The organism is Rhizobium sp. L43 (assembly GCF_002531725.1).
Classification (GTDB): Bacteria; Pseudomonadota; Alphaproteobacteria; order Rhizobiales; family Rhizobiaceae; genus Rhizobium.
Window position 1 is genome coordinate 204,075 of sequence record NZ_NWSQ01000002.1, and the last position, 14,334, is coordinate 218,408.

Consider the following 14,334-nt stretch of genomic DNA (forward strand, 5'->3'; position numbering starts at 1 on the left):
CTTGCGGTTTGGCATGGATCCGCGAAAACTTCCAACCACCGCCTGCAGGCAAGTCTTATTCAGGGCACGCAGCAAAAATGATCGCGACTTGTCGGACCTTGTCGATCATGGCCCGTCCTTGGGCCATGATCGCCACGAGGAGGAAACCGTGAGAGAGCTGATCTTGAAGATCTCCATATCGATCGACGGTTTCGTCAGTGACCTCGACGGCCGAAACAGATGGATGTTCGGCGCCGATCAGCAGGCAAAGGCCTGGGCCGTACAGTATATCTGGAACGCCAGCCTGCACATTATGGGCAGCCACAGTTTCCATGACATGGCCGCATGGTGGCCTGCTTCCACCGACCAGTTCGCACCGCCGATGAACCGGATTCCGAAGGCCGTCTTCTCACGACAGAGGCCCGATATCCTGAGGAAGGGGAACACGACTGCGGCGCTGATGAGGCGCGCGCCAAGGCGGGGACCACACAATCCGCAGAACCACAGGCCGGCGCAGAGAGCTGGGCGGGGGCCCATGTGGCGAGCGGCGACCTGGCGGAGGAAATCGCCAAGTTGAAAGCCCAGGAGGGCAAGCCGATCATCGCCCATGGCGGCGTGCGCTTTGCCCGCAGTCTCGTCGCCCTGGGGCTGGTCGACCAGTTCGCCCTCATCGTGGCCCCGGTGGCGCTGGGCAAAGGCCTGCCGCTGTTTTCCGAGCTCGCCGGGCCGATGCCGCTGAAACTGATAAGCTCGAAGGCCTTTCCGGGGGGCGCGGTGGCGCAGATCTATCGGCCGGCGTGAGAGGTCGCCGCACCAAGCCGCGGCACCCTCTGATACTGCTAATCCTAAGGCGCGCTGCTCCTTGCATGCATCTCACCCCGGAATGCCCGCCTCGAGCGGCGATGATCATGTCGAGCCCACACGATCAGCGGTTCCGCCGTCACCAGCCGGCTAGCCGGAGCATCTTGCGATCCTCGCATCGGACTGCTACTCGCATTTAAGTCTTAGAGGAGAATGCCTTTGTTTGCCGTCGCAACGATCCAGAACTCACCGGCTGTGGCGGTAGGGATAAAGGCGCTCGGCATCGTGACCGAGAGCTGATCCTCGTTCTACCGCTCGGCCTTCGCGCGCCCCATGCTGGCGCATGTCTAATGTCGAGAAGACTATGATCATCGAACTAATCACTCGTGACTTCGAAGCGCTGCTGAAAGGCATCGCGCCCCTCCATCTGCGCCTTGTCGAAGACAGCGCCCTTGCGCCTCCCGAGATATTGCAGATGTTGAGCCGGCTCGCGGCTGACATCGGCGCTGTATTTTCGCCGTCGGCCTGGATGATCGTCGAGGATGGCGAGATCGTCGGCCTCTGCTCCATCGTTCGAGTTCCACAAGATGGAAACATCCATATCGGCTATGGGGTCGCACCGTCCCGCCAGGGTCTTGGATACACCACGCGGACGATAGGGCAGTTGCTGGAGTGGGGGCGGAACGATCCTCGCGTGGCGCTGATCTCCGCGGAGACCGGGTTGGAGAACATCGCGTCACAGCGTGTCCTCGAGCGCAATGGTTTCACCCGCGCCGGCGAGCGGGTCGATGCCGAAGACGGCCCGTTGATATGCTGGGAAGCAGCGACGGCCTAAGTTGCCGGCCGGATAAACCCGCAGAGGAACGACCGGCCGCGGTCCAGTCACCTCGGCCGGCCGTTGTCATGCAAGGATGAGCGCGGCTTCAGCGGCCGTAGGTGACCTCGACGGAGGCCTTGTCGAGCGTATTTGCCCTGACATAGAAGCCCACCATGGCGGCCGGCGCCGTATCGGGAAGCGGGAGCTTGTCGACCGAGAGCGCATAGACGGTGAACTGGTAGTGATGCGGCTTGTCGCCGGCCGGCGGGCATGCGCCGCCATATCCTGAGGTACCGAAGTCCGTGTGACCTTCGACAGTGCCGGCGGGAAGCTTTTTGTCACCGCTGGCGCCGGTGGCGATCTTCGCGGTATCGGCGGGAATGTTGAACACCGACCAATGCCACCAGCCCGAGCCGGTCGGGGCATCCGGATCGTAAGCCATGACGGCGAAGCTCTTGGTTCCCTCGGGAGCGCCCGACCAGGTCAGTTCCGGCGAAATGTTCTTGCCCGAGCAGCCGAAGCTGTTGAAGACCTGCGCATCGGCCATCGTCTTGCCGGCGGCCAGATCCTTCGAGGTGAGCTTCATTTCGGCCTGGGCGGCCGTCGCGCCGAAGACCGAGACGGCGAGAAGTGCTGCAGTGATGAGACGCATTCTGTTTTCCTGCGGTTGATGATGCAGGAGAACTATCGTCAGCGCGGGAGCATATCTGCCCCGGTCTGCTCAACTTCTGTCCCGATCCGCTCAAAACGCTCGGAGCCGCCCCGCACATGGCGCGGATTGACGCCAAACCGCTCCTTGAAGCGCGCGGCAAATTGAGACGGTGAATCGTAGCCGACCTCAAGCGCAACCTGCGCCATCGGCAGTGTCGTCGTCTGGATGAGCCCCAGGGCGCAGTTCATCCGTGTATCGCTCAGGATCTCGCTGAAGCCGGTATTCTCGGCGGCCAGCTTGCGCCTCAAGGTCGCTTCACTCATGTTGAACGCGCGCGCCGCCTGCCCCAGCGTCCAATCAAAGGCGGTATCGCTTTCGATCATCCGCCGCAGCCGGTCCTCAAGCCGAGGGCTTTGGCATTGGCCGAGCACCGCGCCGCAAAGCGCGAACCAGGTGATCAGCTCCATCAAACGAGCCTTGGCAATGGCGCGGGGAAGCCGCGCCAGATTGCCAGGCTGACAGCAATAATCAAACAATGCCGCGGCTTCCTCCGGCAGCCCCGAAGTGCTTGCCGGGACAGGTCTCGACGGAACGGCGATCGATTCCATCCTGCTATAGGCATCCTCGAAAAGCTGTCGCGGAACAGGCAGCGCCAGAGTCTGATACTTCTGCGGCGCCTTGGGAATGTTCTCCATCGTCAGGGGGCGATAGTCGGGCAGCAAGCCAAAGGCGCCCGCTTCGAGGCGCAAAGCCTTGTCATCCGCCATGACGATCTTCGTTCCCGATTGCACCTGGATCAACAGGGGGCTGGTATTGACGAGACGATAAAAACAGGCGCGCCCGCCCTGGCGGATCAAGGCTCTGGTCGGAACGGGAAAGGCGTCGTCGAGCATATGTTCTCCGGCAATGGGATAGAGCGGCGACCGGCAGAGCATGAAGACGACCGCTGATCCGCGAGGCTCGGGAATACCAAAACCCGGTGCCATGGGCAATCTTCAGCCACAGGCTACTGACTCCGTCTCCCGCCTGTCGGACGGCTGCCCTCTGGCACCCGCGATAGCTCTTGAATAACAAGATCGGCGCGACTATCTTACTTTCGTCTTACCAAGGGAGGCAAGAGATGACGCGTGCTGAAAGCCTCATTACCACCGTCTCCACGAAGGGGCAGGTCATTCTTCCCAAGGCCGTGCGCCAACGGCGAGCATGGGAGGCTGGAACGCGCTTGATTGTCGAAGAGACCGCGGAAGGGGTGTTGCTGAAGCAGGCCCCTGCCTTTGCGCCGACAGAACCAGGCGATGTTTTCGGCATGCTTCCCTTCAGTGGCGAGCCCAAAACTCTGGATGATATGGAAGCCGGCCTGTTGGCCGAGGCCCGCCGCCGTCATGATCGCGATTGATACCAATCTCGTCGTCCGATATCTGACGGGCGATCATCCGGAACAATCTGTCCGCGCCCGTGAACTCATTGACGAGCAGGCCATTTTTGTTGCCGTGACCGTCGTGCTGGAAGCCGAATGGGTGCTGCGCAGCGTCTACGGCTACAGCAGTTCAGAGGTCGCGCGTGCCCTTCGCGCCTTCGGCGGGTTGTCCACGGTGACGATCGAGGACTCGGCAATCGTTGCTCTTGCTTTCGATCTCGCCGAGAACGGAATGGATTTTGCCGATGCTTTGCACCTTGCCAAAGCGGCCCATTGCGAAGCGTTCGTCACCTTTGACCGCAAATTCCTAAAAGCAGCCCGAGCGGTGGGCTTCGAGACCGTGCGGGAAGCCTGAGGGCGTGGAAACTACCGCCTATGGGAACGACTGATATAATCGACCAATGCGCGCAGCTTCAGCGGCTGTCTCTGGCGCCTGGGATAGTAGAGATAGAAGCCCGGGAAGGGCGGGCAAAAGTCCTCCAGCAGCGGCACGAGTTCGCCGCGTTCGATATAGGGCTGGAAGGTTTCCACCATGCCGAAGGTGATGCCGGCTCCGGCACAGGCCATGCGGATCATCATGCCCATGTCGTTGGTCGTCACGGCCGGGTCGACCGCAACATCGAAGTCACGGTCATTCTCGGTGAACTCCCAGCGATAGGGCGCCGTATCCGGGCGTGGCCGCCATCCGATGCAGGCGTGATCCTGCAGTTCGCGGGGATGGCGGGGATGGCCGCGGCGCTCGAGATAGCTGGGGGATGCTGCCGCGCATTGCCGCTGCTCTTCCGAGACCGATATCGCGATCATGTCCTGTTCGATCACTTCGCCGAGCCGCACGCCGGCGTCGAAGCCCGCCTCGACGATATCGAATTCGGCATCGGTGATGGTGATATCGAGTTTGATGTCAGGGCAGGCCTGCATGAAGCCGGCCAGCAACGTGCCGGACAGGAAGCTCTCGGCGATCGAGGACACGGTGATCCTGAGCCAGCCGCTTGGGCGCGCCTGCATTTCCCGGACCGTCTGCATCGCATCCTTGACCTGGCGGACCGATGGACGAACCGCCTCGAAGAACACTTCGCCGGCTTCGGTCAGGCTGACGCTACGTGTCGTGCGCTGGACCAGGGCGATGCCGACCCGATCCTCCAGGCGCTGCAGGGCCTGACTGACGGCGGAGCGGGTGACGCCGAGCCGCTCGCCGGCAAGCCGGAAGTTCCGCGCCTCCGCCACCGCAAGAAAGACTGAAATACCTTCGAGATCGTCGACCATTGGTTAGCGTTTCTAACCAAGGCATCTCGGATTGGCAACTTAATCGCCGGATATGGGCGCGCTATCTTTCAAGCCGAGGTCAAGCAAGCTTCGAAAGGAAGGGCGATGCGCAACATTTCCAACAGTCCTGTTCTGCATTTTTTCGCCGCAACCACCTTGGCCGGCACGGCGATCAGTTTGTCCACCGCCGATGCCGTGAACGGCCGAGACTCTCAGCAGCAACGAACAAGCGAGCACAGAATGCAGCAGCATCCCCATGTCGGTATGTGGGTGACGGATGACGGCCGCGTCCGCCACGAACTTCTGCCCAATGGCCGTTACGACGAGGCCCGCGGAAACCGGGAAAGCGCCTATCGAGGACGTTACGAAGTCACCGGCAGGCATATCGAATACTGGGACGACACCGGCTTTACGGCCGACGGCGATTTCGTCGACGACAATACCCTCCATCATGGCGGCATGGTGCTCCGGCGCAAATGACGTGCCGCCAGAAAGGCAACTTCACATAGGAGAAGGCCGCGTTGCCGGCCGGAAAGGAGGACGATCATGTCTTCCCCAACACCCATCTGGTTCATAACAGGCGCATCATCCGGCCTCGGCCGGGCACTCGCCAAAGCGGTTCTCGCCCGCGGCTGGCGCGCCGCCATGACGGCGCGCAGGCCCGAGGCCCTCAGGGATCTCGCAGCAGAGCATGGCAACCGGGCGCTTGCCCTCGCCCTCGATGTGACGGACAGCAACTCCGTCACTCGTGCGGTTGGTGACGCCGAAACGCATTTCGGCGCGATCGATGTCCTCGTCAACAATGCCGGCTATGGCTATCTCTCGGCGATCGAAGAGGGCGACGATGCCGAGATGCGCGCCCAGTTCGAGACCAATGTCTTCGGGTTGATCGATGTCACCAAGCAGGTTCTGCCGGGTATGCGCTCGCGCCGGAAAGGACATATCTTCAACGTCTCCTCGCTCGGCGGGCTCGTCGCCTTTGCCGCAACCGGCTACTACCACGCGACCAAGTTTGCCGTCGAAGGACTGTCGGAGTCGCTTTCGCATGAGGTCAAGCCGCTTGGCATCGATGTGACCATCCTCGAGCCCGGCGCGTTCCGCACGGATTGGGCCGGCCGGTCGATGGTCGAATCCGACACTGTTATCGCAGACTACGCCGAAACCGCAGGCAAGCGGCGCCAGGCTACCCGCTCGGTCTCCGGCAAGCAGCCGGGTGATCCCACGCGCGCCGCAGCGGCAATCCTATCGGCGTTCGAGGCGGACGAGCCGCCGCTGCGCCTGCTGCTCGGTGCCCCCGCCCTGAAGATCGCCCGCGAGCGGCTCGATGCGCTGCGCGCCAATTTCGACGCCTGGGCGGAGACGACGCTGAGCACCGACTTCCCAAGCTGAGTGCCACGAAAACCCCGGCCGCATCGCTAGGCGAGCGGCGTGCAAATGGAGCGTGAAATGTCTGATATCGACGGAAAAGTCATTGCCATCACCGGGGCCAGCAGCGGCATCGGCGAGGCTGCGGCCAAGGTGCTGGCTGCGGCCGGCGCGCATATCGTGATCGGCGCGCGCCGTACCGAGCGCCTGGAGGAACTCGCCGGCGAAATCACTACAAAGGGCGGGACGGTGCGCCTGCGCAGGCTTGACGTTACCGACCGGTTGGACGTGGAAGCCTTCGCCGGCTTTGCCAGGTCCGAACTCGGACGGCTGGATGTGATCGTCAACAATGCCGGCATCATGCCGCTCTCGCCGCTCGAAGCCCTCAAGGTCGATGAGTGGGACAGGATAGTCGACGTCAACATTAAGGGCGTTCTCTACGGCATCGCCGCAGCGCTGCCGATCATGAAGGCGCAGGGATCGGGGCAGATCATCAACCTGTCTTCGATCGGCGGTCACAGCGTCTCGCCGACGGCTGCCGTCTATTGCGCGACGAAATTCGCTGTGCGGGCGATCTCGGACGGATTGCGACAGGAGACCGATCGCATCCGGGTGACCGTCATCTCCCCCGGCACGACGACATCGGAACTGGCCGAGACGATCACCGATCCGACGGCGCGGGATGCGATGAAGGCTTTCAGGGCGATCACGATCAGCCCCGAGGCGATCGCCAATTCCATCCTCTACGCCATCAGCCAGCCTGACGACGTCGATGTCAGCGAGATCGTCATCCGGCCGACAGCCAGCCCCTATTGATCCGCTGAGATCGCTGCCAAAGCAATTCCAGCAAAAGTGCAGAGCGGTTTTGCCAGGCAAAGCGTGAAGCGATTTTGCCGGAAATTGCGAAAAACGAAAAGCCTCCGCCGCCTAAAAACCCAGCGACTGCTGGGCAGGCGGCGGCGGTGCAAGATTGACGCCTTCGAGCTCCAGCATGCGGGCCTTCGATGTCGAACCGCCGGGAGCGGAGAAGCCACCGATCTTGCCGCCGGCGGCCAGCACCCGGTGGCAGGGAATGATCAGAGCTACGGGATTCTTGGCCATCGCCTGGCCGACGTCGCGGGCGGCTTCCGGTCCGACGCCGAGCTCCTTGGCCAGCGCGCCGTAGGTGGTGGTGCGGCCCCAGCCGACACGGCGTGCCGCCGCATAAATATCCCTGAAGAAGGCATCCTGACCGGCAAGATCGAGTTCGACGCCGGAAAAATCCGTTTCCTCGCCCTGGAAATAGCGCTTCACGGCGGCGACCGTCTCCAGTACAGCAGGCGTCGGCGTGCTGGGTTCGGCATCCGGCAGGCGGCGCAACAGCAGCCGTTCGGTCGCCTCCGCTGATTTGGTCGGCAGCTGGAAGCGGGCGATGCCGGCGTCGCTCCAGGCGATACCGCAGAAGCCGCCTGAAGTTTCGAAGATGAGATAGTGGTGCTTAGTCTCAGCCATGACACAGCCTCCGCGTTTTCGAATACCACAAAATCGTACGGGGCGGCCGCTGTTTCAACCCGTTTCTTGCGCGCGCCGGGCTTTCAGCAGATATCGCGATGCGCCCCTGAAATGTCGGTCGAACGTACACTTGATCCGGACCTGGGGGACGATTCGGATGATTTGGCGCCGAACATATCAAGAGATTATGTTCTCTTTTTGTTCTTGATATTGCCTTCTTTCAGAGTATCCTGCGTCGCGTTTCGAAAACGACGAGGCGGGTCATGACGACCTGAAATTCTATGAACCAAATGCCCCTCGACTTCGGAGAAGCCAAACATGGACGTGGACGGCCAAGCAAACGTCATAGCACTGGACACGGGCTTTTCTTCGCCATTTGTCCTCCCGATGCCGTCGAGCAACAAGCCGCCTCGATTGCCGACGATTATCGTAAAGCCTTCTCACTCTCCGGCAAACCGCGCCTGACCACGCTGCATGTGACAATCACCTCTGTTGGAGAATATAAGCAATTGCCGGAGGACATCGTTTTCGCTGCGCGGCGGGCTGCCGCCACGGCCGAAAGCGCGCCGATCGCAATTGATTTCGACCACATCATGAGCTTCAGGCAGTCGGAGGCGCTGGTAGTTTACGGCGAAGGCGGGCTAAAAGCGCTGACGCGCCTGCATGTCCAACTCGGCATCAGCATGCACAATCTCGGATTGCCGCACAATATCAAGCGCAATTTCACGCCACACATGACGCTGCTTTACGACCCGAAGATCGTACCAACGGCAGCTCTCAACAAACCGGTTTCGTGGACGGCGTCCGAATTCCTGCTCATCGAGAGCCTGCTCGGAGAAACCGAACATCGGATTGTCGATCGCTGGCCGCTGCTCGGTTGAGACAGGCTGATGCCCCTAGCCGCGCTTGCGCTTGCGCAGCGTCTGCGCCTAAAGCTGGTTCAAGCGTTGCACACGGGGAGCGGAATCAGCATGGATGTTTCAGAGATCATCATCCCGGGAGATACGCCGGGAACGGAATGGCGGCTGCCGGTGCTGCGCTTTAAGGGCGGCGATCCGAAGGCGCCGAGGACCTATATCCAGGCGGCCCTGCATGCCGGCGAGCTGCCGGGAACGGTGCTGCTGCATTTCCTCTGCGAGCGACTGCGGCAGGCGGAAAGTGAAGGCGGGATCGCCGGCGATATCGCCATTGTGCCGCAAGCCAATCCTATCGGTGCGGCGCAATCCCATTTCGGCGAATTGCAGGGCCGTTTCGACCTGGGCTCACGCACCAACTTCAACCGGGATTTCCCGCTGATCTCCCTTGTCGATCGGGCGACACTGATCGAAGGCCTAGACGATTACCCGGCTACCGACAGATTGAAGCGACAGCTGCTGCATATGGCGCTGGGCGCCGATTTGGTGCTCGACCTGCATTGCGACGACGAATCCCTGCAATACGCCTATATCGACGAGGCCTTCTGGCCGGAGGCGGCCGATCTTGCCGCCGCGCTCGACATGGAGGCGGTGCTGCTTTCGGATGGCGAAAGCTCGGCCTTCGAGGAGGCTGTCGGTTTCGCATGGAAGTATCAGGTTCCGGGCGAACGCCAGTCCCGACTGCCCGGCAAACTGTCCGTCACCGTCGAGCTGCGCGGCAAGCGTGACGTCGATCCGGTGCTGGCGAAAAAGGATGCGGACGGGCTCTGGCGTTTCCTGGCAGCGCGGGGGATCGTCGGCGAGGAGAAGGTGCCGCTGGCCGCGTTTTCCGGCCCGGCCGTGCCGCTCGACAATGTCGAGATTGTTCGCGCCCCCGAAGGCGGCGCCGTGCTCTTCCACCGCAATATCGGTGAGAGAATTGCCGAAGGCGATCTGCTGGTGACGATCGTCACCCGGCCCGGGCAGCCGGGCGGCGGCATCGACGTGCATGCCCCGCAGGACGGGCTGATCCTGACCCGAACCTCCGACCGACTGGTGCGGCGGCGCGGCGACCTGATGAAGATCGCCTGCGACAGCCCCAGCAACGTCTCGCGCAAGGCCGGCGCACTGGAGAATTGAGCGGCCAGTTTGCTTGCGGATAAAACGCCGAGCGGCGTTTGCGCAGGCCTTCGTGCATGGTATCTCGCTGTCATCACAGGGAGATCGATCGGGCATGGCCGTCACCATCTATGGCATCAAGAATTGCGACACGATGAAGAAGGCCCGCAGCTGGCTGGAAGAACATAGCGTCGCCTATGAGTTTCACGATTACAAGGCGCTCGGCATCGACCGCGCCCATCTCGAGACCTGGATCGACCAGGCCGGCCTCGATACGGTGCTCAACCGCGCCGGCACCACTTTCCGCAAATTGCCCGATGCCGAGCGGGAGAACCTGACCCGGGAAAAAGCGATCGCCCTGATGCTCGACCAGCCGTCGATGATCAAGCGGCCGGTACTGGAGGCGAAGGGTAAGCTGCTGATTGGCTTCAAGCCGGAGATTTACGCCGGTACGTTCGGCGGCTGAGGGACAGGCGAGCTCACGAGGGGAAGAGATGTCCAAGACGACGCGCGCGACACAGCTTCTTTCGCAGGCAGGCATCACCTTTACGGCCCATGCCTATGACTACGACCCCAATGCCGAGCGCGTCGGGCTGCAGGCGGCCGAGGCGCTCGGCGAGGCGCCGCATCGGGTGCTGAAGACGCTGATGGCGGAGGTGGACGGCAAGCCGGTCTGCGTCGTCGTGCCGTCGGATCGCGAAGTCAGCATGAAGAAGCTTGCCAGCGCCTTTCACGGCAAATCGGCCAACATGATGAAGCCCGCCGATGCCGAGCGGCTGACGGGTTATCATGTCGGCGGCATCAGCCCGTTCGGCCAGAGGAAGACCGTGCCGACGGCGATCGAACAAGCCGCCCTTGCCGAACCGCTGGTCTATATCAATGGCGGGCAGCGCGGGCTGCAGGTGCGGCTCGATCCGAAGGATGCGTTGACGGTGCTGAAAGCTATTGCTTCGCCGCTGATTGCCTGATCGGAGCAGGATGCCGAAAACGGCAAGCGGTTTCGGCATTATGCCCCTACTATAAGAAGCGGTCGAGCAGGCCAGCGATCGCCTTCGCCTCGCCGTCGGCAAGCTTGCAGCCGATATGGGTCTCGATCGATCCGACATAGACGATCCACATGCGCTCGCGAAGCTTTCGGCCGGCATCGGTGACCACCACCCAGCGGCCGCGTCCATCTTCTGCGAAGACCTCGCGCCGGACCAGGCCCTCTTTTTCCAGCCGATCGATCAGCCGGGACAGATTATACTGCGTCAGCAAGGTCCGCTCCTCGATCTCGTAGGGGCGCAGCCTGCCGTCTTCGGAGCGCGCCAATTCCCACAGCACGTCGTACCAGGCAAGCGGCGGCAGGCCTGCCGCTTTCAGCTCAGCTTCGATCGCGCCGAGCAAGCGCTCGCGGGCGCGCATGATGCTCGTCCAGGCAGAGATGACAGCTTCGCTTGGTTTCAGTGTTTTTTCTGACATAGATGCAAATACATTTATCTTGAACGGCGCCGCAAGCGCCATTATATGCATTTGCAACTACCATCGCCAAGGAGACTGCTATGAGCAAGCTTACCCTCGTCAGCCATCACCTCTGCCCCTATGTGCAGCGCGCCGCGATCGCGCTGCACGAAAAGGGTGTGGCCTTCGAGCGCGTCAACATCGATCTTGCCGACAAGCCGGACTGGTTCCTGAAGATCTCGCCGCTCGGCAAGGTGCCGCTGCTCAGGATCGAGGAGGAGGATGGCAGCGAGGCCGTGCTGTTCGAAAGCAGCGTCATCTGCGAATATCTGGAGGAAACGCAGCCGGGTGTTGCCCTGCATCCCGAAGACGCGCTGATGCGTGCCCGCCATCGCGGCTGGATGGAATTCGGCTCGTCCGTGCTTTCCGATCTCTGGGGTTATGAAACGGCTGAGGAAGCGGTGCAGCTAGAGACCAAACGCAAGGCGCTCATCGCCAAATTCGCGACACTCGAAGGCGTGCTGACGGACGGGCCTTATTTCGCCGGCAGCGGTTTCAGCCTGGTCGACGCCGTCTTCGCGCCGGTCTTTCGTTATTTCGATCTCTTCGACACGCTCGGCGACAGCGGCATCTTTGAAGGGCTCGAGCGGGTGAAGCGCTGGCGCCAGGCACTGTCCGAACGGACAAGCGTCAAGGCCGCCGTCGGCGAAGACTACCCGCAACGGCTGATCGAATTCCTCGAAAAACATAACTCGATCCTGCTCAGGCTGCCTGTCGCCGCCTGAAGCGCGCGTCAGCGGCCGGCATCCATCCGGGCGCTGGCAATTCGGCGGCGATACACTTCATTTTCGCCGCAAACGGGTCTAAGTCTTCCAGCCTAACCGTGAATGACAGAAGGCAGGTTGAACCATGACTTTCATGCCCCAGAGCCAGAACACCGTTGATCCCGTCAAGCTGGAAAAGCTTGCGGAAGTCGCCGTCAAGGTCGGGCTGCAGCTGCAGAAGGGTCAGGATCTTGTAATTACGTCGCCCGTCGTGGCGCTGCCGCTGGTGCGCCTGATCACCAAGCACGCCTATCAGGCCGGCGCCGGGCTGGTGACGACCTTCTATTCCGACGAGGAAACGACGCTGGCGCGCTACCAGCATGGCAGCGACGAAAGTTTCGACCGCGCCTCCGGCTGGCTCTATGAGGGCATGGCCAAGGCCTATGCCAACGGGGCGGCCCGTCTTGCAATTGCCGGCGACAATCCGCTGCTGCTTGCCGAGCAGGATGCCGGCAAGGTCGGCCGCGCCAATCGCGCCAACTCCACCGCCTACAAGCCGGCGCTGGAAAAGATCTCGAATTTCGACATCAACTGGAACATCGTCTCCTATCCCAACCCATCCTGGGCCAAGGTGGTCTTCCCCGACGATCCGGAACCGATCGCGATTGCCAAGCTCGCCAAGGCGATCTTTGCCGCCTCGCGCGTCGATCTGGACGATCCCGTCGCCGCCTGGGCCGAGCACAATGCCAATCTTGCCAAGCGCTCCGCCTGGCTGAACGGCGAGCGTTTCGCCTCGCTGCATTTCAGGGGACCCGGCACCGATCTGACGGTCGGCCTTGCTGACGGGCATGAGTGGCACGGTGGCGCTTCCACCGCCAAGAACGGCATTACCTGCAATCCGAACATTCCGACCGAGGAAGTCTTCACCACGCCGCATGCGCTGCGCGTCGAAGGCCATGTGTCGAGCACCAAGCCGCTTTCGCACCAGGGCACGCTGATCGACAATATCCAGGTGCGCTTCGAGGGCGGACGCATCGTCGAGGCGAAGGCGTCGCGCGGCGAAGAGGTGTTGAACAAGGTGCTCGATACCGACGAGGGCGCGCGCCGGCTGGGCGAAGTGGCGCTGGTGCCGCATTCCTCACCGATTTCGGCGAGCGGCATCCTGTTCTACAACACGTTGTTCGACGAAAACGCCTCGTGCCACATCGCGCTCGGCCAGTGCTATTCCAAGTGCTTCCTTGACGGCGCGACGCTGAGCCAGGAGCAGATCAAGGCGCAGGGCGGCAATTCCAGCCTGATCCATATCGACTGGATGATCGGCTCCGACAAGGTCGATATCGACGGTATCAAGCCGGATGGCTCGCGGGTTCCGGTGATGCGGCAGGGCGAGTGGGCCTGACACCGTCCGTCTTCGGCATCATCGTGCGCTGACTGAGCCAGACACTGACCAGCACCATGGCGAAACCGGCAAGCTGCGCCGGCGTCAGGCTTTGGCCGAGCGCCAGCCAGCCGAGCAGGGTCGCGACGACGGGGCTCAAGAAGCCGAGTGATGCCGCGGCCGACGGTTCGATGCGAGACAGACCGCGGAACCACAGCAGATAGGTGAAGGCCGCGCCGATGAGGCCGAGCCAGGCAATGCCCAGGATATTGGCTGCCGTCGGCACGGGAAGTGCCGGCTCCAGCAGCAAGGCGACGGGGACCAGCAGGATGCCGCCTGCAGTCAATTGCCAAGACGTGAAGGTCAGGCTGGAGACCGGCGGTTGCCAATGGCGGGTCAGCACCGTGCCGAAGGCCATGGAGACGGCGCCGGCAAGACCGGCGGCGACGCCGACAGGATCGAGCACCGCATTCGGCGACAAGACCAGTAGCGCCACGCCTGATATCCCGATCAGGCCGGCGATGACGGCGAGAAAGCGGATCGGTTTGCCGAGGAAGAGGCGCGCGAGCGCAATGACGATCAGCGGCTGCACGGCGCCGACCGTGGCCGCCACGCCGCCCGGCAGGCGATAGGCCGAAACGAAGAGCATCGCCCAGAAGAACGAGAAGTTCAGCGCACCGAGAATGAAGGCGCGGCCCCACCAGACGCCCGTCGGCAGCTTCCGGACAATCAGCAAGAGGAGCAGGCCGGCCGGCAGCGCACGCAGCATGGCGACCGTGAGCGGATAGCCCTGCGGCAGGAAGGAGGTCGTGACGAAATAGGTACTGCCCCAGATGGCGGGAGCGATAGCGGTCGCCAATACATCGGCGAAATAGCGGGAATTTGTCTTCATATCAAGAATCTCTATTTCAAGATAAATTCAGCATAGCGCATTTTATCTTGACGTCAAGATATC

20 protein-coding genes are annotated in these 14,334 nt (G+C 62.1%); 14 read left to right on the plus strand and 6 right to left on the minus strand.

The annotated features are described in order from the left end of the window. Positions 1-13 precede the first annotated feature (13 nt). The 3 genes from CO667_RS03520 (at position 14) to CO667_RS03525 (ending at position 1,615) form a co-directional block, all read left to right on the plus strand. Positions 14-556, plus strand: coding sequence for a dihydrofolate reductase family protein (locus CO667_RS03520; protein WP_280953202.1), 543 nt, complete (start codon positions 14-16; stop codon positions 554-556). Beyond that, a complete protein-coding gene (locus CO667_RS36220) occupies positions 517-780 on the plus strand; it encodes a dihydrofolate reductase family protein (RefSeq protein ID WP_280953203.1) in 264 nt (87 codons plus the stop codon). The genes CO667_RS03520 and CO667_RS36220 overlap by 40 nt, the downstream gene beginning before the upstream one ends. 343 nt (positions 781-1,123) lie before the next feature. After that, positions 1,124-1,615, plus strand: a complete 492-nt coding sequence (locus CO667_RS03525) for a GNAT family protein (RefSeq protein WP_097617086.1) — start codon at positions 1,124-1,126, stop codon at positions 1,613-1,615. Between the two features lie 88 nt (positions 1,616-1,703). Here the strand turns inward: CO667_RS03525 and CO667_RS03530 are convergent, their stop codons facing one another. Together CO667_RS03530 and CO667_RS03535 are read right to left on the minus strand one after the other, a co-directional pair. After that, a complete protein-coding gene (locus tag CO667_RS03530) occupies positions 1,704-2,249 on the minus strand; it encodes a YbhB/YbcL family Raf kinase inhibitor-like protein (RefSeq protein WP_097617087.1) in 546 nt (181 codons plus the stop codon). A gap of 38 nt (positions 2,250-2,287) precedes the next feature. Then, positions 2,288-3,142, minus strand: a complete 855-nt coding sequence (locus tag CO667_RS03535; protein ID WP_097617300.1) for a helix-turn-helix domain-containing protein — start codon at positions 3,140-3,142, stop codon at positions 2,288-2,290. Positions 3,143-3,369: 227 nt separating this feature from the next. On the opposite strand from CO667_RS03535, the gene CO667_RS03540 reads away from it, so the two are divergent. Together CO667_RS03540 and CO667_RS03545 are read left to right on the plus strand one after the other, a co-directional pair. Next, entirely contained in the window at positions 3,370-3,645 is a 276-nt protein-coding gene (locus CO667_RS03540) for an AbrB/MazE/SpoVT family DNA-binding domain-containing protein (protein ID WP_097617088.1), read from the plus strand. Continuing rightward, positions 3,632-4,021: a type II toxin-antitoxin system VapC family toxin gene (locus tag CO667_RS03545; RefSeq protein WP_097617089.1), complete on the plus strand. Its 390-nt coding sequence runs from the start codon at positions 3,632-3,634 to the stop codon at positions 4,019-4,021. Before CO667_RS03540 ends, CO667_RS03545 begins: the two co-directional genes overlap by 14 nt. Before the next feature lie 11 nt (positions 4,022-4,032). Here the strand turns inward: CO667_RS03545 and CO667_RS03550 are convergent, their stop codons facing one another. Then, complete coding sequence (locus tag CO667_RS03550) at positions 4,033-4,929, minus strand: LysR family transcriptional regulator (protein WP_097617090.1); 897 nt, start codon at positions 4,927-4,929, stop codon at positions 4,033-4,035. 105 nt (positions 4,930-5,034) lie between these two features. Between CO667_RS03550 and CO667_RS03555 the strand changes: the two genes are divergently transcribed. From CO667_RS03555 to CO667_RS03565, 3 genes are all read left to right on the plus strand, one after another. Continuing rightward, entirely contained in the window at positions 5,035-5,409 is a 375-nt protein-coding gene (locus CO667_RS03555) for an Atu4866 domain-containing protein (protein WP_097617091.1), read from the plus strand. A gap of 66 nt (positions 5,410-5,475) precedes the next feature. Further along, positions 5,476-6,318, plus strand: coding sequence for an oxidoreductase (locus CO667_RS03560; protein ID WP_097617092.1), 843 nt, complete (start codon positions 5,476-5,478; stop codon positions 6,316-6,318). A gap of 57 nt (positions 6,319-6,375) precedes the next feature. Next, positions 6,376-7,110: an SDR family oxidoreductase gene (locus tag CO667_RS03565; RefSeq protein ID WP_097617093.1), complete on the plus strand. Its 735-nt coding sequence runs from the start codon at positions 6,376-6,378 to the stop codon at positions 7,108-7,110. Between the two features lie 111 nt (positions 7,111-7,221). Here CO667_RS03565 and CO667_RS03570 read toward each other — a convergent pair whose 3' ends face one another. Then, on the minus strand, positions 7,222-7,785 hold the full coding sequence (locus CO667_RS03570) for a methylated-DNA--[protein]-cysteine S-methyltransferase (protein WP_097617094.1): 564 nt from the start codon (positions 7,783-7,785) through the stop codon (positions 7,222-7,224). Between the two features lie 281 nt (positions 7,786-8,066). Between CO667_RS03570 and CO667_RS03575 the strand changes: the two genes are divergently transcribed. The 4 genes from CO667_RS03575 to ybaK all read left to right on the plus strand — a co-directional run bounded on the left by CO667_RS03575 (position 8,067) and on the right by ybaK (position 10,765). Next, positions 8,067-8,666 (plus strand): 2'-5' RNA ligase family protein, encoded by a 600-nt coding sequence (locus CO667_RS03575; protein ID WP_097617095.1) that lies wholly within the window; start codon positions 8,067-8,069, stop codon positions 8,664-8,666. A 90-nt stretch (positions 8,667-8,756) separates the two neighbouring features. After that, on the plus strand, positions 8,757-9,818 hold the full coding sequence (locus CO667_RS03580; protein ID WP_097617096.1) for a succinylglutamate desuccinylase/aspartoacylase family protein: 1,062 nt from the start codon (positions 8,757-8,759) through the stop codon (positions 9,816-9,818). A 94-nt stretch (positions 9,819-9,912) separates the two neighbouring features. Then, on the plus strand, positions 9,913-10,263 hold the full coding sequence (locus CO667_RS03585) for an ArsC family reductase (protein WP_097617097.1): 351 nt from the start codon (positions 9,913-9,915) through the stop codon (positions 10,261-10,263). A 28-nt stretch (positions 10,264-10,291) separates the two neighbouring features. Further along, positions 10,292-10,765 carry a Cys-tRNA(Pro) deacylase gene (gene ybaK / locus CO667_RS03590; RefSeq protein ID WP_097617098.1) on the plus strand — a complete coding sequence of 158 codons (474 nt, stop codon included), beginning with the start codon at positions 10,292-10,294 and terminating at the stop codon, positions 10,763-10,765. Between the two features lie 49 nt (positions 10,766-10,814). On the opposite strand, the gene CO667_RS03595 is transcribed toward ybaK, so the two are convergent. Further along, positions 10,815-11,258, minus strand: coding sequence for a helix-turn-helix domain-containing protein (locus CO667_RS03595; protein WP_097617301.1), 444 nt, complete (start codon positions 11,256-11,258; stop codon positions 10,815-10,817). A gap of 80 nt (positions 11,259-11,338) precedes the next feature. On the opposite strand from CO667_RS03595, the gene CO667_RS03600 reads away from it, so the two are divergent. Continuing rightward, the gene (locus CO667_RS03600) at positions 11,339-12,022 is read left to right on the plus strand and encodes a glutathione S-transferase family protein (protein WP_097617099.1); all 684 of its coding nucleotides are present in this window, start codon (positions 11,339-11,341) and stop codon (positions 12,020-12,022) included. Between the two features lie 124 nt (positions 12,023-12,146). After that, positions 12,147-13,400: an aminopeptidase gene (locus CO667_RS03605; RefSeq protein WP_097617100.1), complete on the plus strand. Its 1,254-nt coding sequence runs from the start codon at positions 12,147-12,149 to the stop codon at positions 13,398-13,400. Here the strand turns inward: CO667_RS03605 and CO667_RS03610 are convergent. Then, positions 13,348-14,271: an EamA family transporter gene (locus tag CO667_RS03610; RefSeq protein WP_097617101.1), complete on the minus strand. Its 924-nt coding sequence runs from the start codon at positions 14,269-14,271 to the stop codon at positions 13,348-13,350. The two genes, CO667_RS03605 and CO667_RS03610, sit on opposite strands and share 53 nt — an antisense overlap. Positions 14,272-14,334: the final 63 nt, after the last annotated feature.

Coding starts and splice junctions, on each gene's coding strand:
- CO667_RS03535 (WP_097617300.1), bottom strand. CDS start 3,142: ATGCTCGACGACGCCTTTCCCGTTCCGACCAGAGCCTTGATCCGCCAG.
- CO667_RS03550 (WP_097617090.1), bottom strand. CDS start 4,929: ATGGTCGACGATCTCGAAGGTATTTCAGTCTTTCTTGCGGTGGCGGAG.
- CO667_RS03600 (WP_097617099.1), top strand. CDS start 11,339: ATGAGCAAGCTTACCCTCGTCAGCCATCACCTCTGCCCCTATGTGCAG.
- CO667_RS03545 (WP_097617089.1), top strand. CDS start 3,632: ATGATCGCGATTGATACCAATCTCGTCGTCCGATATCTGACGGGCGAT.
- CO667_RS03560 (WP_097617092.1), top strand. CDS start 5,476: ATGTCTTCCCCAACACCCATCTGGTTCATAACAGGCGCATCATCCGGC.
- ybaK (WP_097617098.1), top strand. CDS start 10,292: ATGTCCAAGACGACGCGCGCGACACAGCTTCTTTCGCAGGCAGGCATC.
- CO667_RS03610 (WP_097617101.1), bottom strand. CDS start 14,271: ATGAAGACAAATTCCCGCTATTTCGCCGATGTATTGGCGACCGCTATC.
- CO667_RS03530 (WP_097617087.1), bottom strand. CDS start 2,249: ATGCGTCTCATCACTGCAGCACTTCTCGCCGTCTCGGTCTTCGGCGCG.
- CO667_RS03565 (WP_097617093.1), top strand. CDS start 6,376: ATGTCTGATATCGACGGAAAAGTCATTGCCATCACCGGGGCCAGCAGC.
- CO667_RS03580 (WP_097617096.1), top strand. CDS start 8,757: ATGGATGTTTCAGAGATCATCATCCCGGGAGATACGCCGGGAACGGAA.
- CO667_RS03575 (WP_097617095.1), top strand. CDS start 8,067: ATGAACCAAATGCCCCTCGACTTCGGAGAAGCCAAACATGGACGTGGA.
- CO667_RS03585 (WP_097617097.1), top strand. CDS start 9,913: ATGGCCGTCACCATCTATGGCATCAAGAATTGCGACACGATGAAGAAG.
- CO667_RS03605 (WP_097617100.1), top strand. CDS start 12,147: ATGACTTTCATGCCCCAGAGCCAGAACACCGTTGATCCCGTCAAGCTG.
- CO667_RS03520 (WP_280953202.1), top strand. CDS start 14: ATGGATCCGCGAAAACTTCCAACCACCGCCTGCAGGCAAGTCTTATTC.
- CO667_RS03540 (WP_097617088.1), top strand. CDS start 3,370: ATGACGCGTGCTGAAAGCCTCATTACCACCGTCTCCACGAAGGGGCAG.
- CO667_RS03570 (WP_097617094.1), bottom strand. CDS start 7,785: ATGGCTGAGACTAAGCACCACTATCTCATCTTCGAAACTTCAGGCGGC.
- CO667_RS03555 (WP_097617091.1), top strand. CDS start 5,035: ATGCGCAACATTTCCAACAGTCCTGTTCTGCATTTTTTCGCCGCAACC.
- CO667_RS03595 (WP_097617301.1), bottom strand. CDS start 11,258: ATGTCAGAAAAAACACTGAAACCAAGCGAAGCTGTCATCTCTGCCTGG.
- CO667_RS03525 (WP_097617086.1), top strand. CDS start 1,124: ATGTCTAATGTCGAGAAGACTATGATCATCGAACTAATCACTCGTGAC.